The 24,244-nt window shown below is 54.5% G+C and carries 19 protein-coding genes; 7 read left to right on the top strand and 12 right to left on the bottom strand.

Translation table 11 applies throughout. From position 1 onward, the window contains the following. Nucleotides 1–287: 287 nt before the first annotated feature. From Poly41_RS33895 to Poly41_RS09625, 6 genes are all read right to left on the bottom strand, one after another. A complete protein-coding gene (locus Poly41_RS33895) occupies nucleotides 288–449 on the bottom strand; it encodes a hypothetical protein (protein ID WP_197231192.1) in 162 nt (53 codons plus the stop codon). Between the two features lie 139 nt (nucleotides 450–588). Further along, nucleotides 589–1,749 (bottom strand): endonuclease/exonuclease/phosphatase family protein, encoded by a 1,161-nt coding sequence (locus Poly41_RS09645; protein WP_146525909.1) that lies wholly within the window; start codon nucleotides 1,747–1,749, stop codon nucleotides 589–591. A gap of 66 nt (nucleotides 1,750–1,815) precedes the next feature. Beyond that, on the bottom strand, nucleotides 1,816–2,331 hold the full coding sequence (locus tag Poly41_RS09640; protein ID WP_146525907.1) for a HEAT repeat domain-containing protein: 516 nt from the start codon (nucleotides 2,329–2,331) through the stop codon (nucleotides 1,816–1,818). Nucleotides 2,332–2,493: 162 nt separating this feature from the next. Further along, nucleotides 2,494–3,210 carry a ribonuclease PH gene (rph, locus tag Poly41_RS09635; RefSeq protein WP_146525904.1) on the bottom strand — a complete coding sequence of 239 codons (717 nt, stop codon included), beginning with the start codon at nucleotides 3,208–3,210 and terminating at the stop codon, nucleotides 2,494–2,496. 9 nt (nucleotides 3,211–3,219) lie between these two features. After that, nucleotides 3,220–4,833, bottom strand: a complete 1,614-nt coding sequence (locus Poly41_RS09630; protein ID WP_146525903.1) for a phytoene desaturase family protein — start codon at nucleotides 4,831–4,833, stop codon at nucleotides 3,220–3,222. A 182-nt stretch (nucleotides 4,834–5,015) separates the two neighbouring features. Further along, nucleotides 5,016–6,689 carry an outer membrane protein assembly factor BamB family protein gene (locus Poly41_RS09625; protein ID WP_197231191.1) on the bottom strand — a complete coding sequence of 558 codons (1,674 nt, stop codon included), beginning with the start codon at nucleotides 6,687–6,689 and terminating at the stop codon, nucleotides 5,016–5,018. 247 nt (nucleotides 6,690–6,936) lie between these two features. On the opposite strand from Poly41_RS09625, the gene Poly41_RS09620 reads away from it, so the two are divergent. After that, a complete protein-coding gene (locus tag Poly41_RS09620; RefSeq protein WP_146525899.1) occupies nucleotides 6,937–7,512 on the top strand; it encodes a DJ-1/PfpI family protein in 576 nt (191 codons plus the stop codon). A gap of 74 nt (nucleotides 7,513–7,586) precedes the next feature. Here the strand turns inward: Poly41_RS09620 and Poly41_RS09615 are convergent, their stop codons facing one another. Next, complete coding sequence (locus Poly41_RS09615; RefSeq protein WP_146525897.1) at nucleotides 7,587–8,930, bottom strand: sigma-54 interaction domain-containing protein; 1,344 nt, start codon at nucleotides 8,928–8,930, stop codon at nucleotides 7,587–7,589. Between the two features lie 204 nt (nucleotides 8,931–9,134). Further along, the gene (locus tag Poly41_RS33890) at nucleotides 9,135–9,275 is read right to left on the bottom strand and encodes a hypothetical protein (RefSeq protein WP_197231190.1); all 141 of its coding nucleotides are present in this window, start codon (nucleotides 9,273–9,275) and stop codon (nucleotides 9,135–9,137) included. Nucleotides 9,276–9,311: 36 nt separating this feature from the next. Here Poly41_RS33890 and Poly41_RS09610 point away from each other — a divergent pair, with 36 nt between their 5' ends. The 6 genes from Poly41_RS09610 (at nucleotide 9,312) to Poly41_RS09585 (ending at nucleotide 19,872) form a co-directional block, all read left to right on the top strand. Further along, complete coding sequence (locus Poly41_RS09610; protein WP_146525895.1) at nucleotides 9,312–10,196, top strand: sugar phosphate isomerase/epimerase family protein; 885 nt, start codon at nucleotides 9,312–9,314, stop codon at nucleotides 10,194–10,196. Between the two features lie 228 nt (nucleotides 10,197–10,424). Further along, the gene (locus Poly41_RS09605; protein WP_146525892.1) at nucleotides 10,425–13,136 is read left to right on the top strand and encodes an O-antigen ligase family protein; all 2,712 of its coding nucleotides are present in this window, start codon (nucleotides 10,425–10,427) and stop codon (nucleotides 13,134–13,136) included. 189 nt (nucleotides 13,137–13,325) lie between these two features. Beyond that, complete coding sequence (locus Poly41_RS09600) at nucleotides 13,326–15,710, top strand: polysaccharide biosynthesis tyrosine autokinase (protein ID WP_146525890.1); 2,385 nt, start codon at nucleotides 13,326–13,328, stop codon at nucleotides 15,708–15,710. A 181-nt stretch (nucleotides 15,711–15,891) separates the two neighbouring features. Continuing rightward, a complete protein-coding gene (locus Poly41_RS09595; RefSeq protein WP_146525888.1) occupies nucleotides 15,892–17,457 on the top strand; it encodes an exopolysaccharide biosynthesis polyprenyl glycosylphosphotransferase in 1,566 nt (521 codons plus the stop codon). 1 nt (nucleotide 17,458) lies between these two features. After that, nucleotides 17,459–18,628 carry a glycosyltransferase gene (locus Poly41_RS09590; protein ID WP_146525887.1) on the top strand — a complete coding sequence of 390 codons (1,170 nt, stop codon included), beginning with the start codon at nucleotides 17,459–17,461 and terminating at the stop codon, nucleotides 18,626–18,628. Beyond that, nucleotides 18,625–19,872 carry a hypothetical protein gene (locus Poly41_RS09585; RefSeq protein ID WP_146525885.1) on the top strand — a complete coding sequence of 416 codons (1,248 nt, stop codon included), beginning with the start codon at nucleotides 18,625–18,627 and terminating at the stop codon, nucleotides 19,870–19,872. Before Poly41_RS09590 ends, Poly41_RS09585 begins: the two co-directional genes overlap by 4 nt. A 9-nt stretch (nucleotides 19,873–19,881) precedes the next feature. On the opposite strand, the gene Poly41_RS09580 is transcribed toward Poly41_RS09585, so the two are convergent. From Poly41_RS09580 to Poly41_RS09565, 4 genes are read right to left on the bottom strand one after another with little or no spacing between them, the layout of a single operon-like run. Then, nucleotides 19,882–21,012, bottom strand: a complete 1,131-nt coding sequence (locus Poly41_RS09580) for a glycosyltransferase family 4 protein (RefSeq protein ID WP_146525883.1) — start codon at nucleotides 21,010–21,012, stop codon at nucleotides 19,882–19,884. A 32-nt stretch (nucleotides 21,013–21,044) separates the two neighbouring features. Beyond that, nucleotides 21,045–22,199, bottom strand: coding sequence for a glycosyltransferase family 4 protein (locus Poly41_RS09575; RefSeq protein WP_146525881.1), 1,155 nt, complete (start codon nucleotides 22,197–22,199; stop codon nucleotides 21,045–21,047). A gap of 7 nt (nucleotides 22,200–22,206) precedes the next feature. After that, nucleotides 22,207–23,547 (bottom strand): lipopolysaccharide biosynthesis protein, encoded by a 1,341-nt coding sequence (locus Poly41_RS09570; RefSeq protein ID WP_146525879.1) that lies wholly within the window; start codon nucleotides 23,545–23,547, stop codon nucleotides 22,207–22,209. Next, entirely contained in the window at nucleotides 23,544–24,197 is a 654-nt protein-coding gene (locus Poly41_RS09565; protein ID WP_146525877.1) for a class I SAM-dependent methyltransferase, read from the bottom strand. Before Poly41_RS09565 ends, Poly41_RS09570 begins: the two co-directional genes overlap by 4 nt. Nucleotides 24,198–24,244: the final 47 nt, after the last annotated feature.

Genomic DNA, 24,244 nt, shown 5'->3' with positions numbered 1-24,244 from the left:
GTCTTAGCATCGATTCGTCAGGCCACTCAGAGCAGCGCCCCCAAGGTGCGCCGCTGCGCGTCGACCCTGGGCTCTGGAATTTAACCGCTTCGCGGCAAATAGAATTCCGAAACATATTTACCGAACGTCCCCTCGGGATAACGATCGGGCGCCAAAATCCCAAGGCGGGAAACCGTGGCCTCCACGGTCGATTGGCGGGACCGGCATGATCGGCGCATAAAAAAACCCGTTTCCAAACGCGATCGTTTGGAAACGAGTGCTATCGTGATCCTTTCTGACGCGTTGAACTACTGGTTGTTCGAGTCGCCCATCGACTGCTCTTCGTAGTCGTCTGGCATCGCCGATTCATCGGTTGCTTCGATGACAACGGGTTTCTTTTCGCTGCATCCAACCAAGCAAGCGGTGAATGCGATCATGGGCAACAAAAGAACGAGGTTGCGAAGTTTCATTTTGCTTTCCTTCAAGGTAAAGGCGTAAGTGAGAAATCGGACGGATGCTAGTATATCCAAAAGGATCCACTGCGTAACGGGGGCGCAAGCATTTCCTTAACAGACAATTTGACGCAGCCGAGGGGCCTTTTCAGCGTGGTCATCGGGGCGAGTGGTTTGCTTCCCAGACACTGAATTCGGCCCAAACGGGGAGATGGTCCGAAACCTCGAGCGCTTGATCACGGGTTAAGCCGAACGTGCGTTCGATATCGAAGACTCCCCATCGTCCCGTGAACTCGCCCGTGGCCTGTCCCTGGAACAAGATGTTGTCGTACGCCTTGCTTTGACGGGTATTGGTCATCGCACCGCGTACGACCCAGCGAATTCCTGGTATTTGTCCCAAACGTCCCAGTTGCGTTTCACTGGCGTTCAAGTCACCCAGCAAAATGACGTCGTCCTCATCGGCACGTGCCGATAACATGACTTCGAAGGCCTCAGCAAGCGCGTCGACCTCTTGTGGAACTTCGTCCGGGTCCGTGTGGGTGTTAACCAGCCAAAAGGAAAACCCATGGTCCGGTGACTGCGTGACGGCTCGAAAGCGGGCAACAAACGGTTCGCGGTGCAACAGGTCGGAGGGGTCGGTCATGGTGCCAACCGCATTCGGGTCGTACTGAACTCGCGTTTGATCAAAAACATAGGCGTATTGTTCGGTGCTGACGCTGCGTCCCAATCGCGGCCCAATCAGATACCCGTACTGGCTGCCGTCCGCGTTCAGCGACGCGACAAAATTGGGCAAGATGTTGTCGTCCTTGGCGCGGACTTCTTGGATGGCCACAAGATCAAAATGACGAACGACCTGCGTGAGCACATTGACCACCTCGGGTTTTGCCATCTTGCTTTGGCCGAACACTTGAATGTTGAAGGTTGCAATCAGCAACTTGTCCTGCGGCCGACGACTGGCGGACGTGGACGCTCCGAAAGGGCGTCGGTTGGTGGATGCATATTGAGCCGGAACGACTCGTGGGTCGTACGGCGTGTTGTTGGCGGCTGCTGGCAAGTTGGAGAGCTGCGTTCCCGGAAAGCGCTCCGCAATCGTGTTTCGAACTTCATTGCTGAGTTGGCGCCCCAGATCAAGATCGGTCAGCGAGGCCTCAGGATTCTGGGATTGCCATGTCGTCAACCGCTGAACCAGCGGTCCGATGACGGGCCAATTCGGATTGAAATAACCGCCAATTCCCGAACCGGAAAAAGTGGTGAAGATCATCCAAAAGAAGAACGAGACTCGCGACTTACTGCCTGCATTGGTTTTTCGTTTCGCCACGCTTCACAGGCCTCCTTGCCTGACGCTTCGTCGCCGGGGTGATCCGTCGTGGTCAGCGACTCTGCGTTAACGACACTGCTCGAGCGAAGTTTGTGCTAACCTCGCCAATCGAGGATCGCTTGATTGAGTTGCTGTTTTGAGTGCGGCTTTGGCGTTTTCGGAAATCGATTCCTTTGAAGCAGCACCGATTTTTCCGAGTGCCCACGCAGCCCGTTGCCGAACGGCGATGGATTCGCACGAGCGAACCGCATCGATGAGGACGTCCTGGTACGCAGCAGCGTCTGCTTCGGCGCGGCCCAGTAACGTGATGGCCCAATAAGCCACGAGCGGATTCGCGTCACCGGCCAACTCGGCGATGCCATGAATTTGGTCCGGCGGGGGCGGCCCCAGCTCTTCAAGCGCCGCGACGGACCAAGTCTGAATCGCTTCAACGTCCGCGCAGGCTTCCACCAATTCGATGGCCGCGGGTGCCGCATCGGGCCCCATTTGCGCCAACGCCTCCGCCGCCTCGGCCCGCTGATGCTGCTCGAGGCTTTTCAGCTGTGCCGTCCATTGTTGCTGCAGTTCCCTTCGACTTGGCACCGATCCTCCTTGTGGTAACCGTCCCGAGATCTTCGCTCTTAGTGGTTTGTCACAACCAAGGTGTGACAGCCCCCTAGCACTTCAACCGCACCATGCATAGGCATTCACGGCGTGAACCCACAAGATCAATCCTGTTCAGTAGCGTCGGGGGGGGTGCATTTCTCAATGCTTTGCGATCGCTTGGCGTTGTCGCTCCGTCAGCTCGCCAATGCCTTTGCGAGCCAATCGCAACAATTCGACCAATTGGGCGTCGTCGAAGGTTGCTTCTTCGCCCGTCCCCTGGATTTCGACAAATCGCCCAGCTCCTGTCATGACCACGTTCATATCGACATCGGCCGCCGAATCGAGCTGGTAATCGAGATCGAGGCGAACCAGTTCGTCGATCAACCCCACACTGATCGCCGCGACGCTGTCACGAATCGGTCCGTCGCCAACCCGGCTACCCGGAACGGCCATTTCGACCGCTTTCGCCAAGGCGATGAAACCGCCGGTGATCGACGCCGTACGAGTTCCTCCGTCGGCTTGCAACACATCGCAATCGACGGTGATCGAGTTTTCGCCCAATTGGTTCAAATCGATGATCGCGCGCAGACTGCGGCCAATCAACCGTTGAATCTCGGTCGTTCGCCCATCGATCTTGCCGCCACGGTCGCGACGCTTTCGCGGGCTCGTGCTGCCGGGCAACATATTGTATTCCGCCGTCACCCAGCCTTTGCCTTTGCCGGCCATCCACGGTGGCACCGACGTTTCAAGCGACGCGGTGCAAAGCACGATCGTGCCACCCGACTTGTACAGCACGCTGGCCGGGTTGGACGGAATGTAGCCGAGTTGGATTTCAACGTCACGCAGTTGATCGGCAGCGCGTTCAGGAAGATTCATGGATGAGTTTCATTCAGTAGAGGACGGAAAGGGGGAGACATTTTTTGCATCGCGGTCAAGCGAGTCGGCCGCGATCCAGCCGCTCATCAAAACCATGGGCATCCCGGGACCCGGGTGAGCCGCGCCGCCGGCCAAATACAGGCCGCGGAAGTCACGACGGCGGTTCGCAGGTTTGAACGCACCCGCAAACCGCCCGTGACTGGCAAGTCCATAAATGGCGCCGTTGAGCACGCGATAACGGTGGTGAATGTCCTCGGGGGTCAACACCGACTCGTACACGATGGAGTCACGAAGCCCCTGCATCCCCGCAGTGGTTTCCAGTTTGTCCAAAATCGTTTCCCGGTACGAGGGCAGCATCTTCTTCCAATCATGACCAGGGTGCAGATACGGTGTGTGCACCAGCACATACAGCGCTTCGCATCCACTCGGAGCCACATCGGGTTCGGTCATCGCCGGCGCACAGACATACGCGGTTGGGTCCGATGCAGGTTCGCCGCGCTGATAAATCGAATCAAACTCTTGCTCCGGATCCCGCGAAAAGACGAAGTTGTGATGCAGCAAGTGGTCGTAACGACGGTTCAATCCCAAATACAAGACCACGCCGCTGCAAGCGGCTTCCAATCGTTTGTTGCGCTGAAACTTTGCCGATTCCGGTGTTCCATCGAGCAGTTCTCGATAGGTTCGAACCGCGTCGCAATTGCTGACCACGGCATCGCTGCGAATCGTTTCGCCGCCGGCGGTGATCACTCCCGTCACCCGTCCATGATCGGTGGTGATCCGCATCACATCAACGCCCGTTCGCAACACCACGCCAAGCTCGATCGCCAATTTCGTCAGCGTCTCGGGAACCGCTCGGGTGCCTCCGATGGGATACCAAATCCCCTCGTCCGTTTGCATATGAGCGATCCCGCAAAGCACGGCGGGCGACGCATACGGATTCGAACCGACATACTGGGTAAAGTGGTCCATCATCTGAGCCACACGCCGGTCCGCAACGTGCGACCGCACCACGGACGCCACGCTTTTGCCCATCCGCAACGACAAGACATCCTTCATCACCGATGCCGAGAAGGCGCCGCCGACGTCCATCGTATCGCGGATTCCCCCGATCGACCGCCAGAAATAAAATCGGTCGGACACGCCATGCAACTGCTCGCTCAGTTTGCTGAACCGTCGATACCCGTTCGCATCGGCGGCGGAGCCGGTGAACTTGGCGATCGAGTCGGCCATCGTGTCGACATCGGCGACCAAGTCCAACACCGTCACGCCGGTGTCGTGGTCGCTTGGGGTCGCACCCGAGTCAAAGAAGCAGCGCCACTGTGGATCGAGCTTCACCAAGGTCAAGTAGTCGGTAAGACTGCGTCCGGCTTCGGCAAACACGCGTCGCAAGACACTGGGCAACGTCAAAATCGTCGGCCCCATGTCGAAACGGTAGCCTGCGGCCGATAACACAGCCGCTTTCCCGCCAAGCCAATCGTTCTTTTCAAGAAGCGTGACCGAGTGCCCCCGAGCCGCGAGGACACACGCCGACGCCAAGCCAGCCAATCCGCTGCCGACCACGATCACCTGCTGCGGTGACCTTGCTTGCCGGTCGCCGTCGGCAACCGAATCCCCCGATGCCATTCCTTGAACTCCTTCGCTTGAAGAACCTATCCGAAAAGGGGTCTGACCCTTTGTCGACCGACGTTTTTATTGCTCAAAAACTCGTTGTTTTCCAATGGATTCGCTACCGATACACTCACACCAACAGAGGGTCAGACCCCTTTTCGGATCGGTTCTAAAACAGGTTCCCCAAAATCAACGGACTAACCGCCGAAGGGGTCCGCGCCGTCGCCAGCGAACGGGTCCGCGCCGGGAGCACCAAACGGATCGCTGCCGGGAACCGCGAAGGGATCGTCACCGGCCGGCATGTCAAATCCCGGACTCGGATCCGTATCCATCTCCAATTCTTGCGTCTGTTCGTCTCCCGCTTCCTGTTGCACGGGTTCGTTGGAGGGTGCTTTGTCAAATCCTTCGCGGATTTCAGGAAGATCCGCCCCAATCGCATGCAAACACTGGATCGCCCCACTGCTGCCAACCAAATACAACCGATCCGTCATTTTGTTTCTCAGCAATCGCTCAGGGCGAACGCCCGTCAGCGTCTCAAGTCGCTTGCCCGTTTCCAGATCCAGCACCGCCATCGATCCGCTCATGGTGGTCACGTAGACTTTGTCACCGATCGTCCCCAACATTTCATCGACCCCTTGTGCAGGCATTTCCCATGTCACGCTTCCGTCAGTCTGGCTCAAGGAGTAGAGGCTGCCGTAAGTGGATCGAATCAGCAATTGGTCGTCGGCGATGAGGGCTTCGTCATAAAAGGGTTCGCCAAAGGGAGTCGACCAAAGAACTTGGCCCGATCGCGAGGCGAAGACGCCGTAGACTTGTCCCGCTTCGCTGCCAAAAAAGAAGCGTTCCCCATCGGCCGCTGCCACACGCCCGCTGACGATGCCATCGGTATTGAGCCGGAACAAAACGGATGGCTGACCGGCGGTCTCCATACAGTAGAAGAAACCTTGCCCGGTTCCCCAACCAATCTTCGAGGAACCCGGCGCTTTGGTGGGAAGGGCCAGCGCGCGGCCGGCAACCGTTTCACGGAACGGAACGTCATTGGGATCGGTCAACGAATAGCCCTCGATGCCACCGGTGATCGTGGGAAAGACCGAGACGTTTCCCGAGTGAATGGCACCGAAAATGGGCATATTCACCGTTTGGGTTTCCTCGATGATTTCGCCATTGGTGACGTCGATCTCGATCAAGTTGCCACCGTTGATCACCGTTGCATACGTTTCGCCAACACCAAGAGCCAAGTAGCCCAAGCGACGATCACCGACGCGGACCATCCATTTGGGTTCGCCCGTTTCGGCATCGCGAGATTCCAACGTGCCATCGTTCCCGAGGGTGTACAAGCGAACGCGTGGGACAATACGGGTTTCAATCTTGGCTTCGATCCCACGCCGCGTCAGCCTTCGGATTTCATTGTTGGCAATGCGTTCTGCCTCCTTGCGACCCACCGGTCTGCCATACGAATCGACCCGATCCGTTGGAATCCGCATCAACACATCCGAAAATTTTGCACCCTTCTTTGAATCGACCGTCTTGTCTTCGCTCGTCGAATCCGGCGTTTGCGTGGAATCGGCGCTGCTGGCGGGTGCCGCTGCTTCGGCTTGTGCCTCCCCCGCCGGAGCCGACACCCGGACCACCTCGACAAACTCATCTGGCGAAGTGGAATGGACGTAGATCTGCTGGTCCGCAATCGACTGAGCCCCAGCGGGAGCTTCGAGTTGCCGCCGCCAGGCAATTTCGAGTCCTAGCCGGGCGGCTTCGCGTTCGCTTAAGAACTCATCCGCCAAACCGACCGCGGGGAACGCAAGCGAACCGAACGCCAACGCAATTGCAGTGATTCCGGTCACCACAAGGCCAATCGATCGTTTGGATCGCAATCTTGAATCGGGCAGAGCAGGGTGGCAAAGCGACTTGTGCACAAAAACACCTAGTTTAGAAAACAAGCAGAACGGGGATTTGTTTGAACAGCTTCCTCGCATTCTAATCAATGGCGTTGCCGGATGGCGACTTGGGTAAAATTTACTGACCGATCGCTCGATTCACCCGGGCTACTCATGCCCGACCAGGACGACTACAACGAATTTAAGGGTCGTTCGACAAACGAAATACCAAAAAAGGAAAACGATGACCGGAAAACGTATCTTGATGCTGGTGGGGGACTTCGTCGAAGACTACGAGGCCATGGTACCGCTGCAGATCCTGATGACCTGCGGCCACGACGTCGCCACGGTCTGTCCTGGCAAGTCGGCTGGTGAAACCGTGGCAACCGCAATTCATGATTTCGAGGGGGATCAGACCTACTCCGAAAAGCCAGGCCATCGGTTCGCCATCACGGCCAATTTTGACTTGATTCAGCCCGCGGAATTCGATGCGTTGGTGATTCCTGGGGGGCGAGCGCCCGAATACTTGCGCTTGAACTCGAAAGTACTCGACTTGGTGCGTCACTTCTTCAGCGAGAATAAACCTGTCGCGGCCGTCTGCCACGGTCCCCAAATCTTAGCCGCCGCCGGCGTCCTCGCCGGGCGATCGTGCAGTTGCTATCCGGCGGTCAGCCCCGAGATCTCGCTCAGCGGTGGCACCTACGTGGCTCCCGCCGACACCATGGATTCCGCCCACGTCGACGGTAATTTGGTGACCGCCCCCGCATGGCCAGCGCACCCAGCTTGGATGCGGGCATTTATCGATCTGCTTGACGCCTAAGTCGGATGATTCGTTGGAGTGGTAGGCTTTAGCCGATTGCGTGCTGGATCCTTGCGCGATCCTGGGATCCTGCGTTACCCTGGATAGCGGATCCCATACTTCTTCATCTTTCTCCACAAGGTCGTTTTGTCGATGCCAAGCGCCTCGGCGGTACGACCGCGATGGCCTTGATGCTGGCTCAACATCCTCACGATCACATCGGACTCCGCAGCCGATAACGGCGCAGCCTTGCCCGGTGCGGTCACCGCATTCGTCAACAAATCCATCGGCAAATTGTCCACTTCGATTCGGTCACTGCGACACAACACCACCGCATGTTCAATGATGTTTTGCAGTTCGCGAACGTTGCCGGGATAGGGATAATCAGCCAACCGAGCCATCGCTTCGTCGGAGACCCCTTGCACCTGTTTTTGCTGTTCCAGATTGAACCGGTTCATGAAGTGGTGAATCAACAGCGGGATGTCTTCACTTCGCTCGGCCAGCGTCGGTAATTCGATTCGCACGACATTCAGCCGATAATACAAATCCTCACGGAATTTTCCGGTTGCGATTTGCTCCGCGAGTGTCTTGTTCGTCGCGGCAATCACTCGCACGTCCGTCGATGTGGTTTCGGTCGCTCCCAGCGGCTCGTACTCCCGCTGCTGCAACACACGCAGCAGGCGCACCTGAAGGGCGGTGGAGATGTCACCAATTTCGTCTAAGAACAATGTTCCCTTTTCCGCCAACGCGAATCGCCCCGGCTTGTCCTTGTCCGCTCCGGTAAACGCTCCCTTGCGATAGCCAAACAGTTCCGATTCCAACAGTGCGTCGGGCAACGCGCCGCAATTGACCGCGACAAACCTCTCGTCGGCTCGCCGCGAAAGGCTGTGGATCGCTTTGGCAATCAACTCTTTGCCCGTCCCCGTCGCACCCTGGACGAGCACCGATGTCTCGCTGGCTGCGATGTCCGGCAAAATATCCAAGATGCCCAGCATTGCATGGTTCTTGGTGATGATGTCGTATTGCGAGTAGCGCCCGTCGATCTCGCGACGCAAACTCTCGATCGCAGAAAGATCGCGAAACGTTTCCACTCCACCAAACGGTTTTCCATCCGCATCGCGCAACACCGATGTGCTGATGCTGATCGGCACCTTTTCACCGTCACGGTTCAAAATGTCAATCCGCCGATCGACCCATTGCCGGCCCGACTTCATCGAATCACGAAGCGCACAATTGCTTTGACAGATGTTCGCTTGAAAAACGTCGAAACACTTTTGACCAATCGCTTCGTCCCGAGAAACCCCCGTGATCTCCTCCGCAGCTCGATTGAACGACGTGATCCGCCAATCGCTGTCGACCGTAAACACACCGTCCGCGATCGAATTGAGAATCGTCTCGTTGGGGTCGGAGGTCTCGTTCGGATCAAATTGCCTGGACATCCCCCCATTGTCAGCGGGATTGCGATCCGTTTCCAGACGGGTTGCGCTGCAGACCCGCCTTTTTGGTGCTAGCGCTTCGCTCTCGAACCGTTTTTGACAACGCCCCTCTCCCCGCGAGCGCGGGGAGAGGGGAGCCAGAATCTCGAATGAAGCGGAAATTGCAAATTCACTCCAACTTGCCGCGCAGGCAGAATCCCCATCACTTCACGCCACAGGCAGCGTGTATTGCGTGATCGGATAGATTTCAAGCACTTCAATACCTGCTCGCCCCCCAGCAAGTGGCATTGGCCATTTACCCTCCGCGACTACAATCGGGCCGTCCCCGGGGACCTGCTCTTTGCTCACCCCCTTTTCCCACCTTTGACCCCTGCGAGAACACCCATGAAGATGAGAACCTCCTCCAAGCCAAGTCTGAATCGCCGCCATCTGCTGCAAGCCAGCGTCGCCTGTGCAGCAGGCATGGCGATTGGTCAACGTTTTGCCACAGCCGCAGAATCGGTCGCGGAACCCGGCATCGCGCTCCAGCTCTACTCGATCCGCGATGATTGTGCCAAGGATTTTGACGCCGCACTCGCTTGGTGCGCTGAAACGGGGTTCGATGCGGTTGAGTTCGCTGGTTACCACAGCTACAGCGGCAAGGCGGACGCGTTAAAGAAACGTTTGGATCAGCTGGGGTTGAAGGTCGCTGCGACGCACATCGGCACCGCCACGCTGATAGGCGACGCATTGACCCAGACGATCGATTTTCACCAAGCGATCGGCTGCAAGTACTTGGTCGTGCCCGGTGATGGACGCTTTAGCAAACCCGATGGCAGCAAGGAATTGGCCGAGATCTTCAACGTGGCCGCTGAGAATCTGAAGCCACACGGCATGAAATGCGGCTACCACAACCATACTCACGAGTTCGAGAAAGAGGGTGACAAGACCTATTGGGAGTTGTTTGCCGAGCGAACCGTCAAGGACGTCGTTCTGCAACAAGATGTCGGATGGACGACCGCCGCGCACGTCGATCCCGTCAAGATGATTCGCCAATACCCGGGACGCAGCCAAGTCATCCACTGCAAACCGACGGTGGTTGACGGCCAAGGCAAGGCGATTTTGGGCCAAGACACCGTCAAATGGGAACCGATTTTCGAGGCTTGCCTGGAAGTCGGCGACACCGAGTGGTACACGGTCGAACAAGAACGCTATCCCGACGGCAAATCCCCAATGGAATGCACGGCGCTGTCCCTGGCTGGTCTCAAAAAGATCCTCGGACGCAGCTAATGCGTTGGATTTCAGCGCAGACGATGACGCCCCGTCGAGATTTCACGGGGCGGCATCGACTTCGCGAACGGATTTCCGAAATGCTAGCAAGATCGATTCGCACGGCGGTGACGTGGATCGATGGGGTTGCTATTGCTCTTTGACTGTTGACGGGCTAATCACCTATTGAACTGAGTGCAATTCAATAGGTTCGTTTGATGGTTGATAAGATAATATGGAGTCCAATGGATGCTACGGGTAGAGGAGCCATCACGATCGGTGAAGGCGCAAGTTTCCAAGGCCGAATCGGGTAGCGACTCTTTGGCGTGTTTTTGCTTGGTACAGTTTGCTCGTGCGATTGTACTCGGGTCATTGGCTTATGCGGCATGGCGAAATGGTGCGATGCAATCCGATACGCTACTGCATCTGTCGGTTGCTCTTGGCTTAGCACTCTTCATCAGCCTGATCGCCCAGCCCAAGAACAGTGACGTTACCCCCATACCGCGCGTGCTCTTTTATGTCTCACTGGCGTGGATTCTTTACGCAGCCATTCAGATGATGCCGATTCCGTGGGGCGGTAGCCTGTTTTTTCACGGGCCGATCGATGCGCATGAGACATTTGTTGCTCCCGCCGCGGCAGAGCTTTCGAGTGCGATTAGCCGCTTATCCGATGCTGTGCTTCCCGAGATCGTTCCGCGGGCCACGGTCGCACTCGATGAGTCGCGGCGCGCATTAGTGCCGTTTCTCATTGGCCTCGCCTACGCATTTCTTACTTGGCGGTTGTTCCAAACGTCGCAAAGCCGTCGCGTGCTCCTGTGGGCCTTGGTCGCAAATTGCACGCTACTTTCGATGTGGGGAATCCTTCAACGGGCAGGCGGCAGCGTTGACATCCTACCCGGCATGGAACACCAAGTATCTAGTTTGCCTTTTTCAAGTTTTGTCTACAAGAATGCGGGGGCTGCTGCGATTTTGCCAGGAGCAGCGGCTGCGGTTCTACTCCTTGCGTTAAAGAGAGTCACGACGCGTTCTCACTACCGATACACACGATCGGAATCTTGGCTGACTCCTTATCGAGTAACCCTCATTTTGTGCTTTACCGTCATCGTGACAGGAATTGGCGTCTCCCTCTCTCGCGGAGCCTGGGCAGCCGCTTTGGTCTCTTGTGTGATTATTGCGATGGCTCATCGCCCATCCGTTTCCAAAAAGATGATCTCGATAGCAGTTGCAGTACCCGTTTGTTTTTTGACCATAAGCTGGATTGCTCAGGACGTGAACGATTCGGTCCAACAACGAGTGAGCGACTTGTCCTTGGACGTGATTTCGACAGATTCTCGTTGGGAGCATTGGAAGGACGGGTTACAGACGGCGAAGGCTCACTTTCCGAGCGGATCAGGTCTTGGAACCTATGGCTACGCAACGCTGCCATTTCAAGATCAGACTCACCCAACATGGTACCGCGAGGCTCATAACCAATTTTTAGAGATCGTGACCGAATCTGGAATCATTGGCCTCTCGCTATTAGCGATCTTGATGTTTTGGTTTGTGAAAACCTGTTTCGGAGCATTACGCAGTGAGCGATCAGGCAATACCGTTGCGTGGGCTTTATTCGGCATCGCGATCTTTTGTTTCGCGACCGTCCAGAGCCTTGCTGACTTTGTGCTGACGATCCCATCCAATCTCTTTCTTTACGCGATTTTGGTCAGTGTCGTTGCCGGGGAATTGATGAGCCATCGCGCGGCAAGCAGCCACTCTCTCGTGAAACGACCCCACGAGCATTCAACGTCGACCACCGGATTTGCTCAGTTCAAATCCCACCTGATTCGCTGGCGAGGACGATATTCATGGACGATCGCGAGCGCGGCATGTTTGATGTGGGCAGTGCTAATCGGTACGGATCAAGTGTTGACCCGCAGCGTGACTGATGAAACCAAAATCACAGAACTTGAAGACTCGGCACGCCCGGAGTCAACCGAGGACGTATTGCAACGACTCGACCAAGCCATCGCTGCAAACCCGTATAGCGCCCTGCTGTACGAGCGGCGAGCGGCGTGGCGCATTCTGCAGTATCGCTGCAACTTGGTGGATGAAGCGACACAGCGTGACCAGCCAATCGATTGGAATGCAACGGAACCGCTCAATATCCTCAATTTCATTGCAGCAGTTCCCGAGGCCTATCGGGCAGCCTTGTTAAACGAATTCGTTTCGGTTAAGCGATTGCGTGAACCTTTGGTTGCAACGATGAAGGACTTACGACAATCACTTGAACTCAATCCGCTGCGTCCCACGATACATTTTCGAGCGACAACGATCGCTTCGATCACCGGCATGCAAATGAATTCATGGCTGGATCGTTCGGCTCGTCTATCGAACAATGATGTGGACAAACTATTTCGCAACGGATTCGTCGCCTACATCGAACGTGACGACGTACGGATGGTGGACCAATGGACTCGGTCCCTGTCCATCGATCACCGCCACCTTGAAACAATTTTTAAACTTGCACAAACGCGACTTACGCCTATCCAGATCGCACAGGAACTCGCACTACCGACACGACCCGATTTATTGATACGTCTGGCACAACCGACCATGTCGCTGGATGGCACAGACGGTCCATCAGCAGATCCCGACTCATTGATCGATCCCGATTTGGCTCATCAGCTGATTGACCAATTGAATCACGCGTCAGAGGTTCCGGACGACTTGCGCTACTCGGTACTCGCTCAATTCTCTGAAGCACTTTCCGATAAACCGAGCGCGGCGAACTATTGGAAAAAGGCCGTCGCAGCAAAACCTCGACTCGCAAAATATCGCATTCGCTACACAGAAACACTGCTGTCGCTTGGACGGTACCAAGAAGCCGTTGACCAAGCCATCCTGGGGCGCAAGCTGCACCCTCAAGAGAATCGATTTGACCGCTTGACCGATGCAGCTCGAATGGGCATCACGAAACAGCAATAAGCTGATCATTCTGAGAAACGCTAAAGAAGTCACAAAGCGGACAACTATCCCAAGCAAGAAAATCTAAGGAAGGCAATAGCGCCTGAGCGGATCGGTCGAAACCTAACCTGAGTCAATCCACTGCCGTTTTCTCGTGCAGAATTGAAACTCACCTTCCCGATCGATCGCCGTTTTCTTGCTGAGTTCTCTATGCGTCCCCAATCTTCCGAACAGGCTGTCGGCAATCAGTCCATTGAACTCGATTTCATTGGATTATTTCGGAGGCGATGGCACCATCTTTTGATCGGCATTTGTGTCGGCATCGCGATCGGGCTCCTGTATTTCTACTCGACGACTCCCATGTATGAGTCGCGCATTGAAATACTCGTGGGCCAGCGATCAAGCGAAATGGCGAATAGTGGGACAATGAGTAATGCTCAAGCAAGTGGCGATACGATCCACGAAGACTTGCTCGCTACCCACATGCGTTTGTTTCTAAGTCGTAAGAACATCGCTAACGCGATTGAGACTGCCAACCTAAAGAAAATTGCTTCGATCGGTACGGTTCTCGCAGATGGTGGCAGTCCAATTGATTATATCGTCGAGCAAATGGAAGTAGGACGTGGCGGTGAGGGATCGGCCGAAAACGCCATGGTACTATCGGCCACCTACCGCGACCCCAACCCGGATGATGCGGCTACGATCCTGGCAGCCGTCTTCGCTTCCTACGAAGACTACGTCGAATCGCACTCAAAAAACACCAGTCGAGAAGCTGCAAACCTCATCGAAAAGGCACAAAATGATAATAAGAAAGAACTGGAATTAGCGGATATCGAATACCGCGAGTTCATAAAGAACGTGCCCGTGCTGCTTGAAGGAGATCAGGTTCGTGACCTTCACAAAAACCGACTTGACCAGTTGGAGAAAGAACTGGCCGAAGTGCGTTCGTCGCTAGCCGAAGCGAAATCACGGTTGATTGTCATCAGCTCCTATGCGGATCAAAGCAAGGAGTCGGGTGTTGACGATCTTGATAAGCTCGCACTGCTTAGTCAAAAGGAAGTCACACGACTGAAACTGTTTCTTGACATGACTCGTGGCGAAACCCAATCCGTTGCGTTTCAAGCAGATCAACCGCTGCGGGCCGAAGCGGCAAGAGCTCAGTACAACCGACTGCTCGACCTGTTACAGAAAGAACGCACCATGGTCGATGTCTACGGTGCAAACCATCCACTGGTTGAATCAACCCGGCAAGAGATCCAGGTCATCAAGCAGTTCATTGAACAGAATGCGCCCGCAGAAACTCAGGCTAACGAGAACAAACTCGACCCGAAAGGCATGTTGAGTACCTATACCCGACTACTCACGAATGATGTTGCGGAATACGAAATCCGAGAAAAGGTATTGGTTGAAACAAGCGACCAGGAGTTAATAGAAGCTAAGAAAGTGGAAAACGCATTTCTCGAGGGCAGCGCAAAGAAGGCGATACTCGTTCGCGCCCAAGCTCGCTACGACGAGGTCATTCGCCGATTGCAGGAACTGAATTTGGCCGGTTCTTACGCTGGGTTTTCCACCGACCTGCTCGCGAGCCCCGAGGCCGCAACCGTCCCATCGTGGCCCAGCTTACCGATCGCGATAGTTGTCGGCGCGATGTTGGGACTGTTCCTCGGTAGTGCATCGGCGTTAACGTCAGAAATACTCGATACGACTTTTCGTGACGTTGAGGATCTTGAGCGTGCACTCAATGCACCCGCAATCGCCCACGTGCCAAAATTCGATTTTCGCAAACTGCCAATGCCCGCACCAGGCGAGACGCCGCTGGCACCGTCGTTGGTAACCGAGCATTGCCCACGTTCGGCGGAAGCTGAGGTATACCGCGTGGCCCGAACTTCGCTGATGATCAAGTCTCGTGGACAAGGCACACAGGTTTTGATGATGTCCAGCCCGCACCCGGGCGATGGTAAATCAACCACGATCGCAAACCTGGCAATTTCGTTCGCCCAGACGGGCAAACGCGTCCTTCTCATCGACTCGGACTTACGGCGCCCCGTTGTAGCAGGGTTGTTCGGATTGGAAGGTCAACCCGGACTAGCGGATGTCTTGAATGGCCAATGCAGTTTGGCCCAATCGGTCACTCACAGCTCGGTCGAGAATCTGGACATCATGCCACACGGCACTGAAACATCGGTACCGGCTGAACTGCTTCAGTCGAACAAGATGAGTCTGTTAATTCAAGCGGCTCGCAAGGAATACGACATCGTCCTCATCGACGCACCACCTGTGTTGGCTGTTGCGGATCCCGCAATTGTCGCGCCTCTCGTGGACGGAGTCATCCTGACCGTTCGTGTTTGCAAAAACGGACGTAGAGCGGTCGAACGCGCAGGTCGGATATTGCGAGAAATTAATATCCAACCGCTCGCAATCGTCGTGAATGGTGTCAGCAATAACGCAAAAGCAACTTATGGCTACGGCGACTACCGCCAAGAAGAGTACGGGTACATAGGACAATATCACCGCCAATATGCAGCCCAAGAGCTGCCGGTATCCGAAATCATTCCTAAACAAAAACTGACGCATCGAGTCAACGCTCCTGTCTAGCAACGCTCAAAGGATCAGGCTGTCTTTTTCTGGGCGAAAGGTGTCGAGCAAAACAGAGAGTCACCGAAAATGCGGCAAGATCTGCCGCATCAGCAGATGAGCACCAATCCGCAAGTTTAGAGAAGGCGCAGTCAAGTTTGATTGTTTAGAAGGGCACCCCACATAAAAGTACGACAATTCAGTGATACAAAGACCTCCCCCAACGATTGACGTTACTGAGCAACGGAAACGGTTGTCTCTTTCGTCCGGTGTCTCGACTCTCGAGCCATCGCTTGCTGAAGACGCTGACCCCGATCTTGAATCGATTGTTGCCGAGCATACCGCAATCCAGCCCAGTCGCATGCTGCGTGCGGCGTACACATTCCAGTCCTTGCTGACGGGGACTCCGGTCTTTCTTGTGGACATTAGCACAAGTACTTTCTGCCTAATCTTCGCCTGCTTCCTAGCCAACTGGCATCAAGGACACCCCTTTAACCCAGGGATATGGAATCAAATACCGGTATTCTTGCTACTTCAGTCTGTTTTGTTCTCGCTGCATCAGCTCTACCCCGGCGCCGGGCTTAGTCCTGTAACCGAAATTCGTGGCTTGGTCCGATCAACGTTTATCAATCTCATTTGCCTCTCTTCCATCAATATCGTCTTGGGACAATTGCCGAGAATCGAGTTTTCTATTTTTGTCTTCGCGGGACTTTGTATTATCGTACTGATCCCAATGTGTCGCACCCTTACCCGCCGAATCCTTGCCCCGACCAAGTGGTGGGGAATGCGATTATTGTTGGTTGGCACGCAACAGGACTGCACACGCGCAATGCAGTTACTTAAGCGACGCGGTGTACCTGGATACAAGCCGATTGGTTTCACTTCGGAGTTGCACGAAAACGAGAATGGCGAGAGCATTGCCTATGGTCCGCTTGGACACAACGACGACGCCGCCCTGATTGGGAGGCAGACGCTCGCGCCCGTGGCTTGCCTGGTCTCACCCCGACAAACGTATGCATATCCAGATCGACTTCTTTTTCAGTTCCCTCGAATTGTTTGGTTGAATACGTTACCAGTCGATGATGCAACGGTTGACACCAGCGGATTACCGGGAGTCGTGACCCATGGTCAAACGACACCCTTCCTGCGATTTACCCCACGCCTGGTCAAACGAATCATTGACTTGACCATTTGCATTCCAATGCTTGTGGTGTTGGCAATCCCCATGACGTTGATCGCTCTAGCGATTCGGATTCTCTCACCCGGCCCCATTTTCTATGGTAGTGTCCGTGCTGGGCAACACGGAAAAACATTCCGCATGTGGAAGTTTCGCTCAATGATTCCGGATGCCGACAAGGTTTTACAGCAACGACTCGAGACCGATCCAATTGCCAAAGCAAAATGGATCGTGGATCACAAATTGAAAAATGACCCCCGAATCATTCCCGGCATCGGTTCGATCATGCGGCGATGGAGTCTGGACGAATTGCCACAGCTATGGAACGTACTGACGGGGGAGATGAGCTTAGTCGGGCCTCGCCCGGTTCCGGCCGAGGAAATTGTCCGCTACAAATCGAGCTACTATGAATACACCCAAATGTGGCCAGGAATTACTGGTTTGTGGCAAGTTTCTGGACGCAATGACACCTCGTTTACCACTCGGATTTTCCTTGTTCATCACTATGCCGTCAATTGGTCTCCATGGCTAGACGCCTGGATCCTCTTGCGAACGCCCGCAGCCGTACTCAGCAAACGAGGAGCCTATTGAGATGAATGTCGCACTCGCACATCATTGGTTGGCAAGCTACCGGGGAGGCGAAAAGGTATTAGAGCAGATCGCATCACTTTTTCCTCAGAGCGATATCTATACGCTGGTTCGCAACCTTCAGGTACATATCCCCGGTCTCGCCGGTCATCCTATCCACGAGAGCCCCTTAAACCTTCTTCCCTATGCATCACGCGCTCATCGTCACCTGCTTCCACTGCATCCCCTTGCGATCAAAATGCTTCGTGTGCACGATCACGTGGACGCATTGATCAGTAGTGACGCATCAATGATCAAAGGACTCTCGATACCAAAAAACGCGACGCATATTTGCTATTGCCATTCACCCCCTCGGTATCTTTGGGAACTCGGTGCGGAATACAAGAGAACATCCTTCGCAGCACGATTTGCATTGGACCGAGTTGCACCGATGCTGCGTCGATTCGATTGGGAGGCGGCACAACGTGTCACCCATTTCATTGCGAATTCGCAGTTTGTGGCCGACCGAATTCGCAAGTACTACGATCGCGACGCAGAAGTCATCCATCCTCCGGTCGCCGTTGACGACTTTTGTCCTACTCGAGAGCGAGAATCGTTTAGCTTAGTGATCTCGGAATTGGTCTCCTACAAGCGAATCGACATTGCCATCAAGGCATTTAACGAACTCGGCCAGCGTTTGGTTGTCATTGGAGATGGCCCTGAACGGAAAAAGCTGGAGACGCTTGCGAAACCGAACATCCAATTCCTGGGACGTCAGCCTTTTCCGGTGCTGAAGGAACACTTTGAAACTGCCGCCGCGTTTATCTTTCCAGGAATCGAAGACTTTGGCATTACACCCGTTGAAGCGCAAGCCGCGGGATGCCCTGTCGTCGCGTATCGAGCAGGCGGCGCATTGGAAACGGTGCTTGAAGGTCGCACCGGTGTTTTCTTTGATACCCAGAATCCTGAATCGCTGATGTCGACGCTCGAAGAATTACGTCCTGAAACAATCGCCGCACGTGACTGTCGAGAAAATGCGGAGACGTTTTCAGCCCAGATCTTTCGACAGCGATTGGCAAAATCGCTTGCAAAATTCAACTTGTCGGTGGCACCCCAAGCGGTCAGTAGCGATGAATGCGAAAAACCGACGTGGACGACGCCAATCGCCATTGGTTCTACAAGCGGAGCACAATGAAATTGTCTTTGCTATCCGTATTCGCAGTTGTAACGATCATTTGTCTTTTTGGATTCCCAAAGGCGGGTATCTATCTAGGTGATGTTCCGATCACGTTCGGCTACTTACTGTTAGGATTCTCTGCAACAATCCAACTGGTCCGCATTGCGATCTCGGGACGCAGATCCATTCGAGCGGACGAGGCCGGATTGGGAATTCTGTTCTTCTTGCTTGCGACAGTTGAACTCGCTGCCTTCGCAAAGTATGGGTATCATTCGAAGGGTGCCCTCGTTTCGATTGTTGCCAGCACGATCGTCGTACCCATTTTTGCCATACTCAGTGTCAATTTCTTCGTTGACATTTTAGGAACGCCACTATTCTTCCGTCTGTTACGGATTTCATTGGTCATCGTCTTTACCTTTGGCGTCATCTCGTTCTTTGTCTACAACACAACGGGAATCATCATCGGAGTCCCTTTCCTGACAACGACGGGTGGGGACATCTCGCTTGTAGCTGAGCGTCATAATCTTCGTGGCACGTTTATCAAGATGTTCTCGACCTACAACAACGGGAACATTCTTGGCGTCAACTTGTTGATCTGGGGGCCGATCGCAGCGATTGGTGCTGCAGCTTCACGATTCCAGTTCCGATCGATCTGCATCCTTTCTCTTTCACGAAGTGTTTGGATCGGTTTGGCAGCCTACGAATTGGTCAATTCCATCGTCCAGCGAAGGGCCAAAAACATCTTTTATGCAGGAGCATTTCTGCTGGTGCTGTTTACCATTGCTGTTGGCGTTTCCTGGATGATGGGCAGAGAACCGATTGCTTTCTTGTTGGATGCGAATCTAGGTGGACGTGTTTCGAATTTCGAAGACAACCTGCACGGCATGAAGACACAAAAGCTCGCCTGGACCAGCGAAAGCCTCTATGCAGCCGCCTATTTAACATTTGGTTGGTGCGGATCGCTGTTGATTACTTTGATATGGGCCATTCCGATTCTTCGCGGCGGTCGAAGCCCGATTCAAGTGCAAAGCCGAATCGCACTTACCATCTACATGTTGATCGCGGCATCCGAGGCAGCGTTCAACCTAATCCCCACTCAGGCTCTCTATTGGATGATTGCCGGTATTGCGATGGGAGCGACCGGGACGACATCAGAGACGTCATCCCAATCCGAAGACAGCCCATTGACAGCGGACAACCGAGTGGAAGGGTCAGCTCAAGACCAGGTCGAGTATCTTGGCCAAGGAAGACGATCTGCCTAGCGTTCAAAATCACGAAGAAGCATTCCTTGATCCAATCTTCGACAGGCAATCGTGATACAGATTGAGATGCTCACGGACGACTCGCTCTCTCGTGAATTCAGCAGCAACACGTTGCTTTCCATTTACGACCAATTGCTGGGTCCGTTCGGGTTCCGCAACGACCGCACGCAGTGCGGCAACGAAGGCCGCACCATTTCCACTCGGAGCAACCCGTCCCTCCATTCCATCACGGACAACTTCCGTACAACCATTGACGTCACTGATCACGACCGCCAATCCCATTGCCATGGCTTCGACCGGTGCAATCGGAAGTCCTTCCCAGAGGCTGGCCAACAGAAACGTTCCTGATTGCGCCATCAGTTTTAGGCCATTGGGTCGCGATTGAGTCCCGTGGAAAACCACGTTCTGAATGCCTTCTCGCTCGGCGCGCTGACGAACTTCGAACTCCATGTCGCCGCCTCCAATGAAATGAAAGACAAAGCCGTCTTGGGCTAAATCATTTGCGATATCCAAGACCAAGTGAGGATTTTTCGGGTAAGTCAAACGGCCGAGTACCGCTACTTGCTTTCGGTTCTGGTCTTCATTTGCAGAAACTGGCTGGTGACGTGGCATGTCAGACAATCGAATCCCATTCCGTATGACTTGGCTTGCGGAGCCGTCTCGGATGAATCCGAAATGCATCGCAACCTCCTTGTCACTTTGACTGACGTGGACCGTCTTGAATACCGACCGGCTGATACGACGCTCCGCTCGCTTTGCGAGAAAACGCAGAGGGAATCGCTTTGGCCGAAAATGGTAGCCACGGACGGTATAGATGGTTCGATCCAACTGGCCGCGGTCAGCCCCTCGCACCCACGCCAATGCGGCACGACCGCCATGAACATGAATGATGTCAGGATCGGCGTTATGGACGGCCGATCGGAGCTCGCGGACGATCCGAGTGTCCAACCGACTGCGAAAAAAATCGAGGCCGTCATGGGCTTTGGCCCCCAATCGCCTCGCCTCGTCAATCGCGTGCGATGCGGCTTGGCTGCACAGCATCACGGCGACCTGGTTGGCGATTAGATCTTCGGCCAAAGCAAGCACGTTGGTCGTGCCACCGCCGGGAGCGCCGTCTGCGACGATCTGCATGACCTTCATCGATCGCCTCTATCGGTTTGCATCTTGCCGGATCAACAGTTCGAATCACTCTCTTCAGCCACAGGGTCCACGATTTGGTCGACAAACCGGTCCCACGTGAATTGACGTCCATGTTGGCGAATCATTTCACCATCGAAAACAAGACTTCCGCTAAGAATTCGATCGAGTGCATCCGTCAACAAGTCCACATCAGCTGTTGGTAACAACACGCCGGAAACCTTGTCGGAAACAGCCTCTCCCGCACCTCCATTGTCAACACCAATACTTAGCACCCCCCGCGATGCAGCTTCCACAAACGAAATGCCGAAACCCTCAACCGTTTGATTCTCCAACAACCGATTCGGCATCACGTAAGCATTCAACAAATCGTAGTGGCTGACCAGCTCCGCTTCTGGAATACGTCCAGCCAGGATCACGCGATCCGCCAACTTGTATCGCGAGATCATTGCTTCGAGATGATCATACTGTGGGCCGACGCCACCAATCAAATAGCGAAGATTTGGATATTGAGGTGCGAGTCGTTGGACGGCATCAATGACAAGATCGTTCCCTTTTCGTTCATCGAGTCGACTGATCGTACCGACGATGAAATCGGTTGAAGCGAATCCGTATCGCTCACGAAGCCTTGCAATTTGACTGGGTTCACGGGGTTCGGAAAAGAACTTTTCGCCGACCCCACAGTACGCGATGTAGCTGCTCTTCCCATATTTCGAATGCAACTCATGATCGACGTACTTCGTGATGGTAAAGATTCGAGCTGCCCCATCCAGCGACTTTCGCAGCAGCCTATCGGTGAGTCGATTCTTCGAATAACGAATCAGCTCGGATCCATAAAGCAGGATGTCGTAGTTGATTGAACCGAGTTTTGTCATCAGGGGGAGCGGAAGTGCGTTCATGGGATCCACGACCAAAATGCGGTCGAAACACTGCTGGCGAATCCATCGACCAGCGGAGATCGGCCAGACCGATGTCAGGTAGGCCTTGCCGAGTAGCGTGGACTTCGGTTTCGAGTAGTACTTGATCTCGGCTTTCTCATCACCATAGTCGTTGACGCCGGTTCGATTGCGATTGGTGAGAACGGTTACTTGATGCCCGCGATCCGTCAGCCCGTCGGCCAACGCACCGGAAATCCTCGCAATGCCACCGATGGTCGGTCGGTGTTCGTCACTCATGATCAAATATTTCATGTCGATCCTACTTTACTGGTACGGAGTGCATTCGATCTCGAGCTCTTAGTGAAAAGAGTAAGCACCCTGTGGCCAACAGCATTGCTAGCAGTGTCTCACACCCGAGACTGGTCCAGATCGCTCCGTGCCAAGAATACAAAGGGATCACGATCAGTCCCACCACAATGTAGACGACGAGAACGACGATTTGCATGATCGTACGGAATGATTGGTGGTTGGTCGCGGTCAGAAAGTTGCCCAAGGTATAGTGGACCGCCTGAACGACGGGCAAGAGGAATCCGATTCGAAGCACGGCAACGGAGCCTTGAAAATCATCACCAAACAGAAGCGTCGCCCAAGGCGCGAACATGTAGATGAGTCCGGCCAAGCCAGCAGCCAAGACGAGGTTGATCAACAGGATCGAACGTGTAAATCGGGCACAATCGCCGCGACTGCACTCTGCGAGCTCAATTTGGCGCGGAAACGTGGCTTCCAAGATGGCCCGAATCGGTGTGAAGGATAAGGACAAGATTTTGTACCCGGCGGCATAGGTTCCCACGACCGAGGCAGTGGACCAGCGAGCCAAGAACAGCTTATCCATATCGGTGTAGACCGCTTTGCAGAAAACACCCGTTGCGAACGAACACGCGAGCTGGAAATCAGACTTCAAGCGTGCATAGGAAATCGGGGCGTTCGACGAACGGCGTGACAGTGAACGGAAGTAGCAAATCAGCAGCAACGACAGGCAAAGATCGAGCAAGATAATCAGCGTCACAAGCGATGTGTGACCGGTCAAGAACAGGCACAACGCGATCAGTGCTTTGGTCGCAGCGATTGAAATATTGATCAAGGAGGTTCGGCCGATTTCTCGGCGGGCTTGATGAACGCGAGCGATCACCATGCAGCAGCGGACCAGCACCAGTTCACTGATCGCGAGTCCGAACATCAAATACCAATCAAGCCATCGACTTGCATCGAGCATCCCTGAAACCGAGGCAAGGCAGACGGCAAGCCCGATGCCCATTCCGGTCGTGACGGCTAATGCATTTGAAGCCCACAATCCTGTGCTGTCACGGTCTTGGCTGACTCGAACCAAGGCAACTTCGGCGTATCCGATTCCTGCGATGGGCGAGATCACGTTGATCGCGGCGAGCGCCGCAGCGAATTGACCAAATCGCTCGGCCCCCAACATGCGAGTGAGGATCAGAAAATACCCCATCTGAAAGGCAAGCTGGGCCACGTAGCCAAAGGCCAGCGTGGCCGATGCCGTGAGGTGACCGCGAGACTGTTGGAGCTTGCGGACGAAATGATCGCGTCCAACGTGAAAGACTGACGTACGAGGCGGTAACTTCGGTCGACGCTGGGTCACTTGGTCGCTTCGATACGCATGTCACGGCCTGGATAATGAGTCTCCGTACGATGAGTGACCCTGACGGATGAAAACCCAATCGCCCGCAATTCCCGCTTCAGCTCTCGGGCGGACCAAACGTATCGATGAGTTTCAAAGTCAATGCGGTCCCATTGATTTCCGTAAAACTGGTTCTTCGCGACCTCTCTGCGTTTCTTAATCGGGTGAAAGAGCCAAAGAACGCAACGTGCAAAATCAGCAACCTCGATCACTAATCGGCCGCCAGGTTTGAGCATGCGATGCCAATCGGTCATCATATCAACGCACGCCCACCGCGTGAAATGATCGATCGTGTGATACGTTTGAATCTCATCCACCGTCGCGGCGTCTAATCCCAACGCGGTCATGTCCGCAAAGACATCCGCATTGCATCCATCCCTGGATGAATCCTCGATCTCGGGGTCATGCGGATGAAGATCCACATTGATGAATCCGGCTAGGCGAACGCCACCGCAACCAAGATGCAAACGCACAGGATTACCAGACATTCCTGCCACTGTTTTCTCTAGCTCGGTCGTATCGATCGCTTGCATTGGTTCCGTCCGGTTTCTTGATGGACCTGCCTCGACGCAGGTACCCGACTTGTCATCCGGTTGGACTATACGCGACATGACTTTCGTTAAGAAAGCCCAGTTCTTTACCTCATCCACAGAATTTG

The organism is Novipirellula artificiosorum, from assembly GCF_007860135.1.
Classification (GTDB): domain Bacteria; phylum Planctomycetota; class Planctomycetia; order Pirellulales; family Pirellulaceae; genus Novipirellula_A; species Novipirellula_A artificiosorum.
This window is presented reverse-complemented; position numbering and strand designations above follow the sequence as displayed.

What these genes read in the sequence shown, in the direction of transcription:
- Poly41_RS33895 (WP_197231192.1), bottom strand. Translation starts at nt 449, where the DNA reads ATGAAACTTCGCAACCTCGTTCTTTTGTTGCCCATGATCGCATTCACC.
- rph (WP_146525904.1), bottom strand. Translation starts at nt 3,210, where the DNA reads ATGAATCTTCCTGAACGCGCTGCCGATCAACTGCGTGACGTTGAAATC.
- Poly41_RS09630 (WP_146525903.1), bottom strand. Translation starts at nt 4,833, where the DNA reads ATGGCATCGGGGGATTCGGTTGCCGACGGCGACCGGCAAGCAAGGTCA.
- Poly41_RS09620 (WP_146525899.1), top strand. Translation starts at nt 6,937, where the DNA reads ATGACCGGAAAACGTATCTTGATGCTGGTGGGGGACTTCGTCGAAGAC.
- Poly41_RS09615 (WP_146525897.1), bottom strand. Translation starts at nt 8,930, where the DNA reads ATGTCCAGGCAATTTGATCCGAACGAGACCTCCGACCCCAACGAGACG.
- Poly41_RS09610 (WP_146525895.1), top strand. Translation starts at nt 9,312, where the DNA reads ATGAAGATGAGAACCTCCTCCAAGCCAAGTCTGAATCGCCGCCATCTG.
- Poly41_RS09605 (WP_146525892.1), top strand. Translation starts at nt 10,425, where the DNA reads ATGCTACGGGTAGAGGAGCCATCACGATCGGTGAAGGCGCAAGTTTCC.
- Poly41_RS09600 (WP_146525890.1), top strand. Translation starts at nt 13,326, where the DNA reads ATGCGTCCCCAATCTTCCGAACAGGCTGTCGGCAATCAGTCCATTGAA.
- Poly41_RS09590 (WP_146525887.1), top strand. Translation starts at nt 17,459, where the DNA reads ATGAATGTCGCACTCGCACATCATTGGTTGGCAAGCTACCGGGGAGGC.
- Poly41_RS09585 (WP_146525885.1), top strand. Translation starts at nt 18,625, where the DNA reads ATGAAATTGTCTTTGCTATCCGTATTCGCAGTTGTAACGATCATTTGT.
- Poly41_RS09580 (WP_146525883.1), bottom strand. Translation starts at nt 21,012, where the DNA reads ATGAAGGTCATGCAGATCGTCGCAGACGGCGCTCCCGGCGGTGGCACG.
- Poly41_RS09575 (WP_146525881.1), bottom strand. Translation starts at nt 22,199, where the DNA reads ATGAAATATTTGATCATGAGTGACGAACACCGACCGACCATCGGTGGC.
- Poly41_RS09565 (WP_146525877.1), bottom strand. Translation starts at nt 24,197, where the DNA reads ATGTCGCGTATAGTCCAACCGGATGACAAGTCGGGTACCTGCGTCGAG.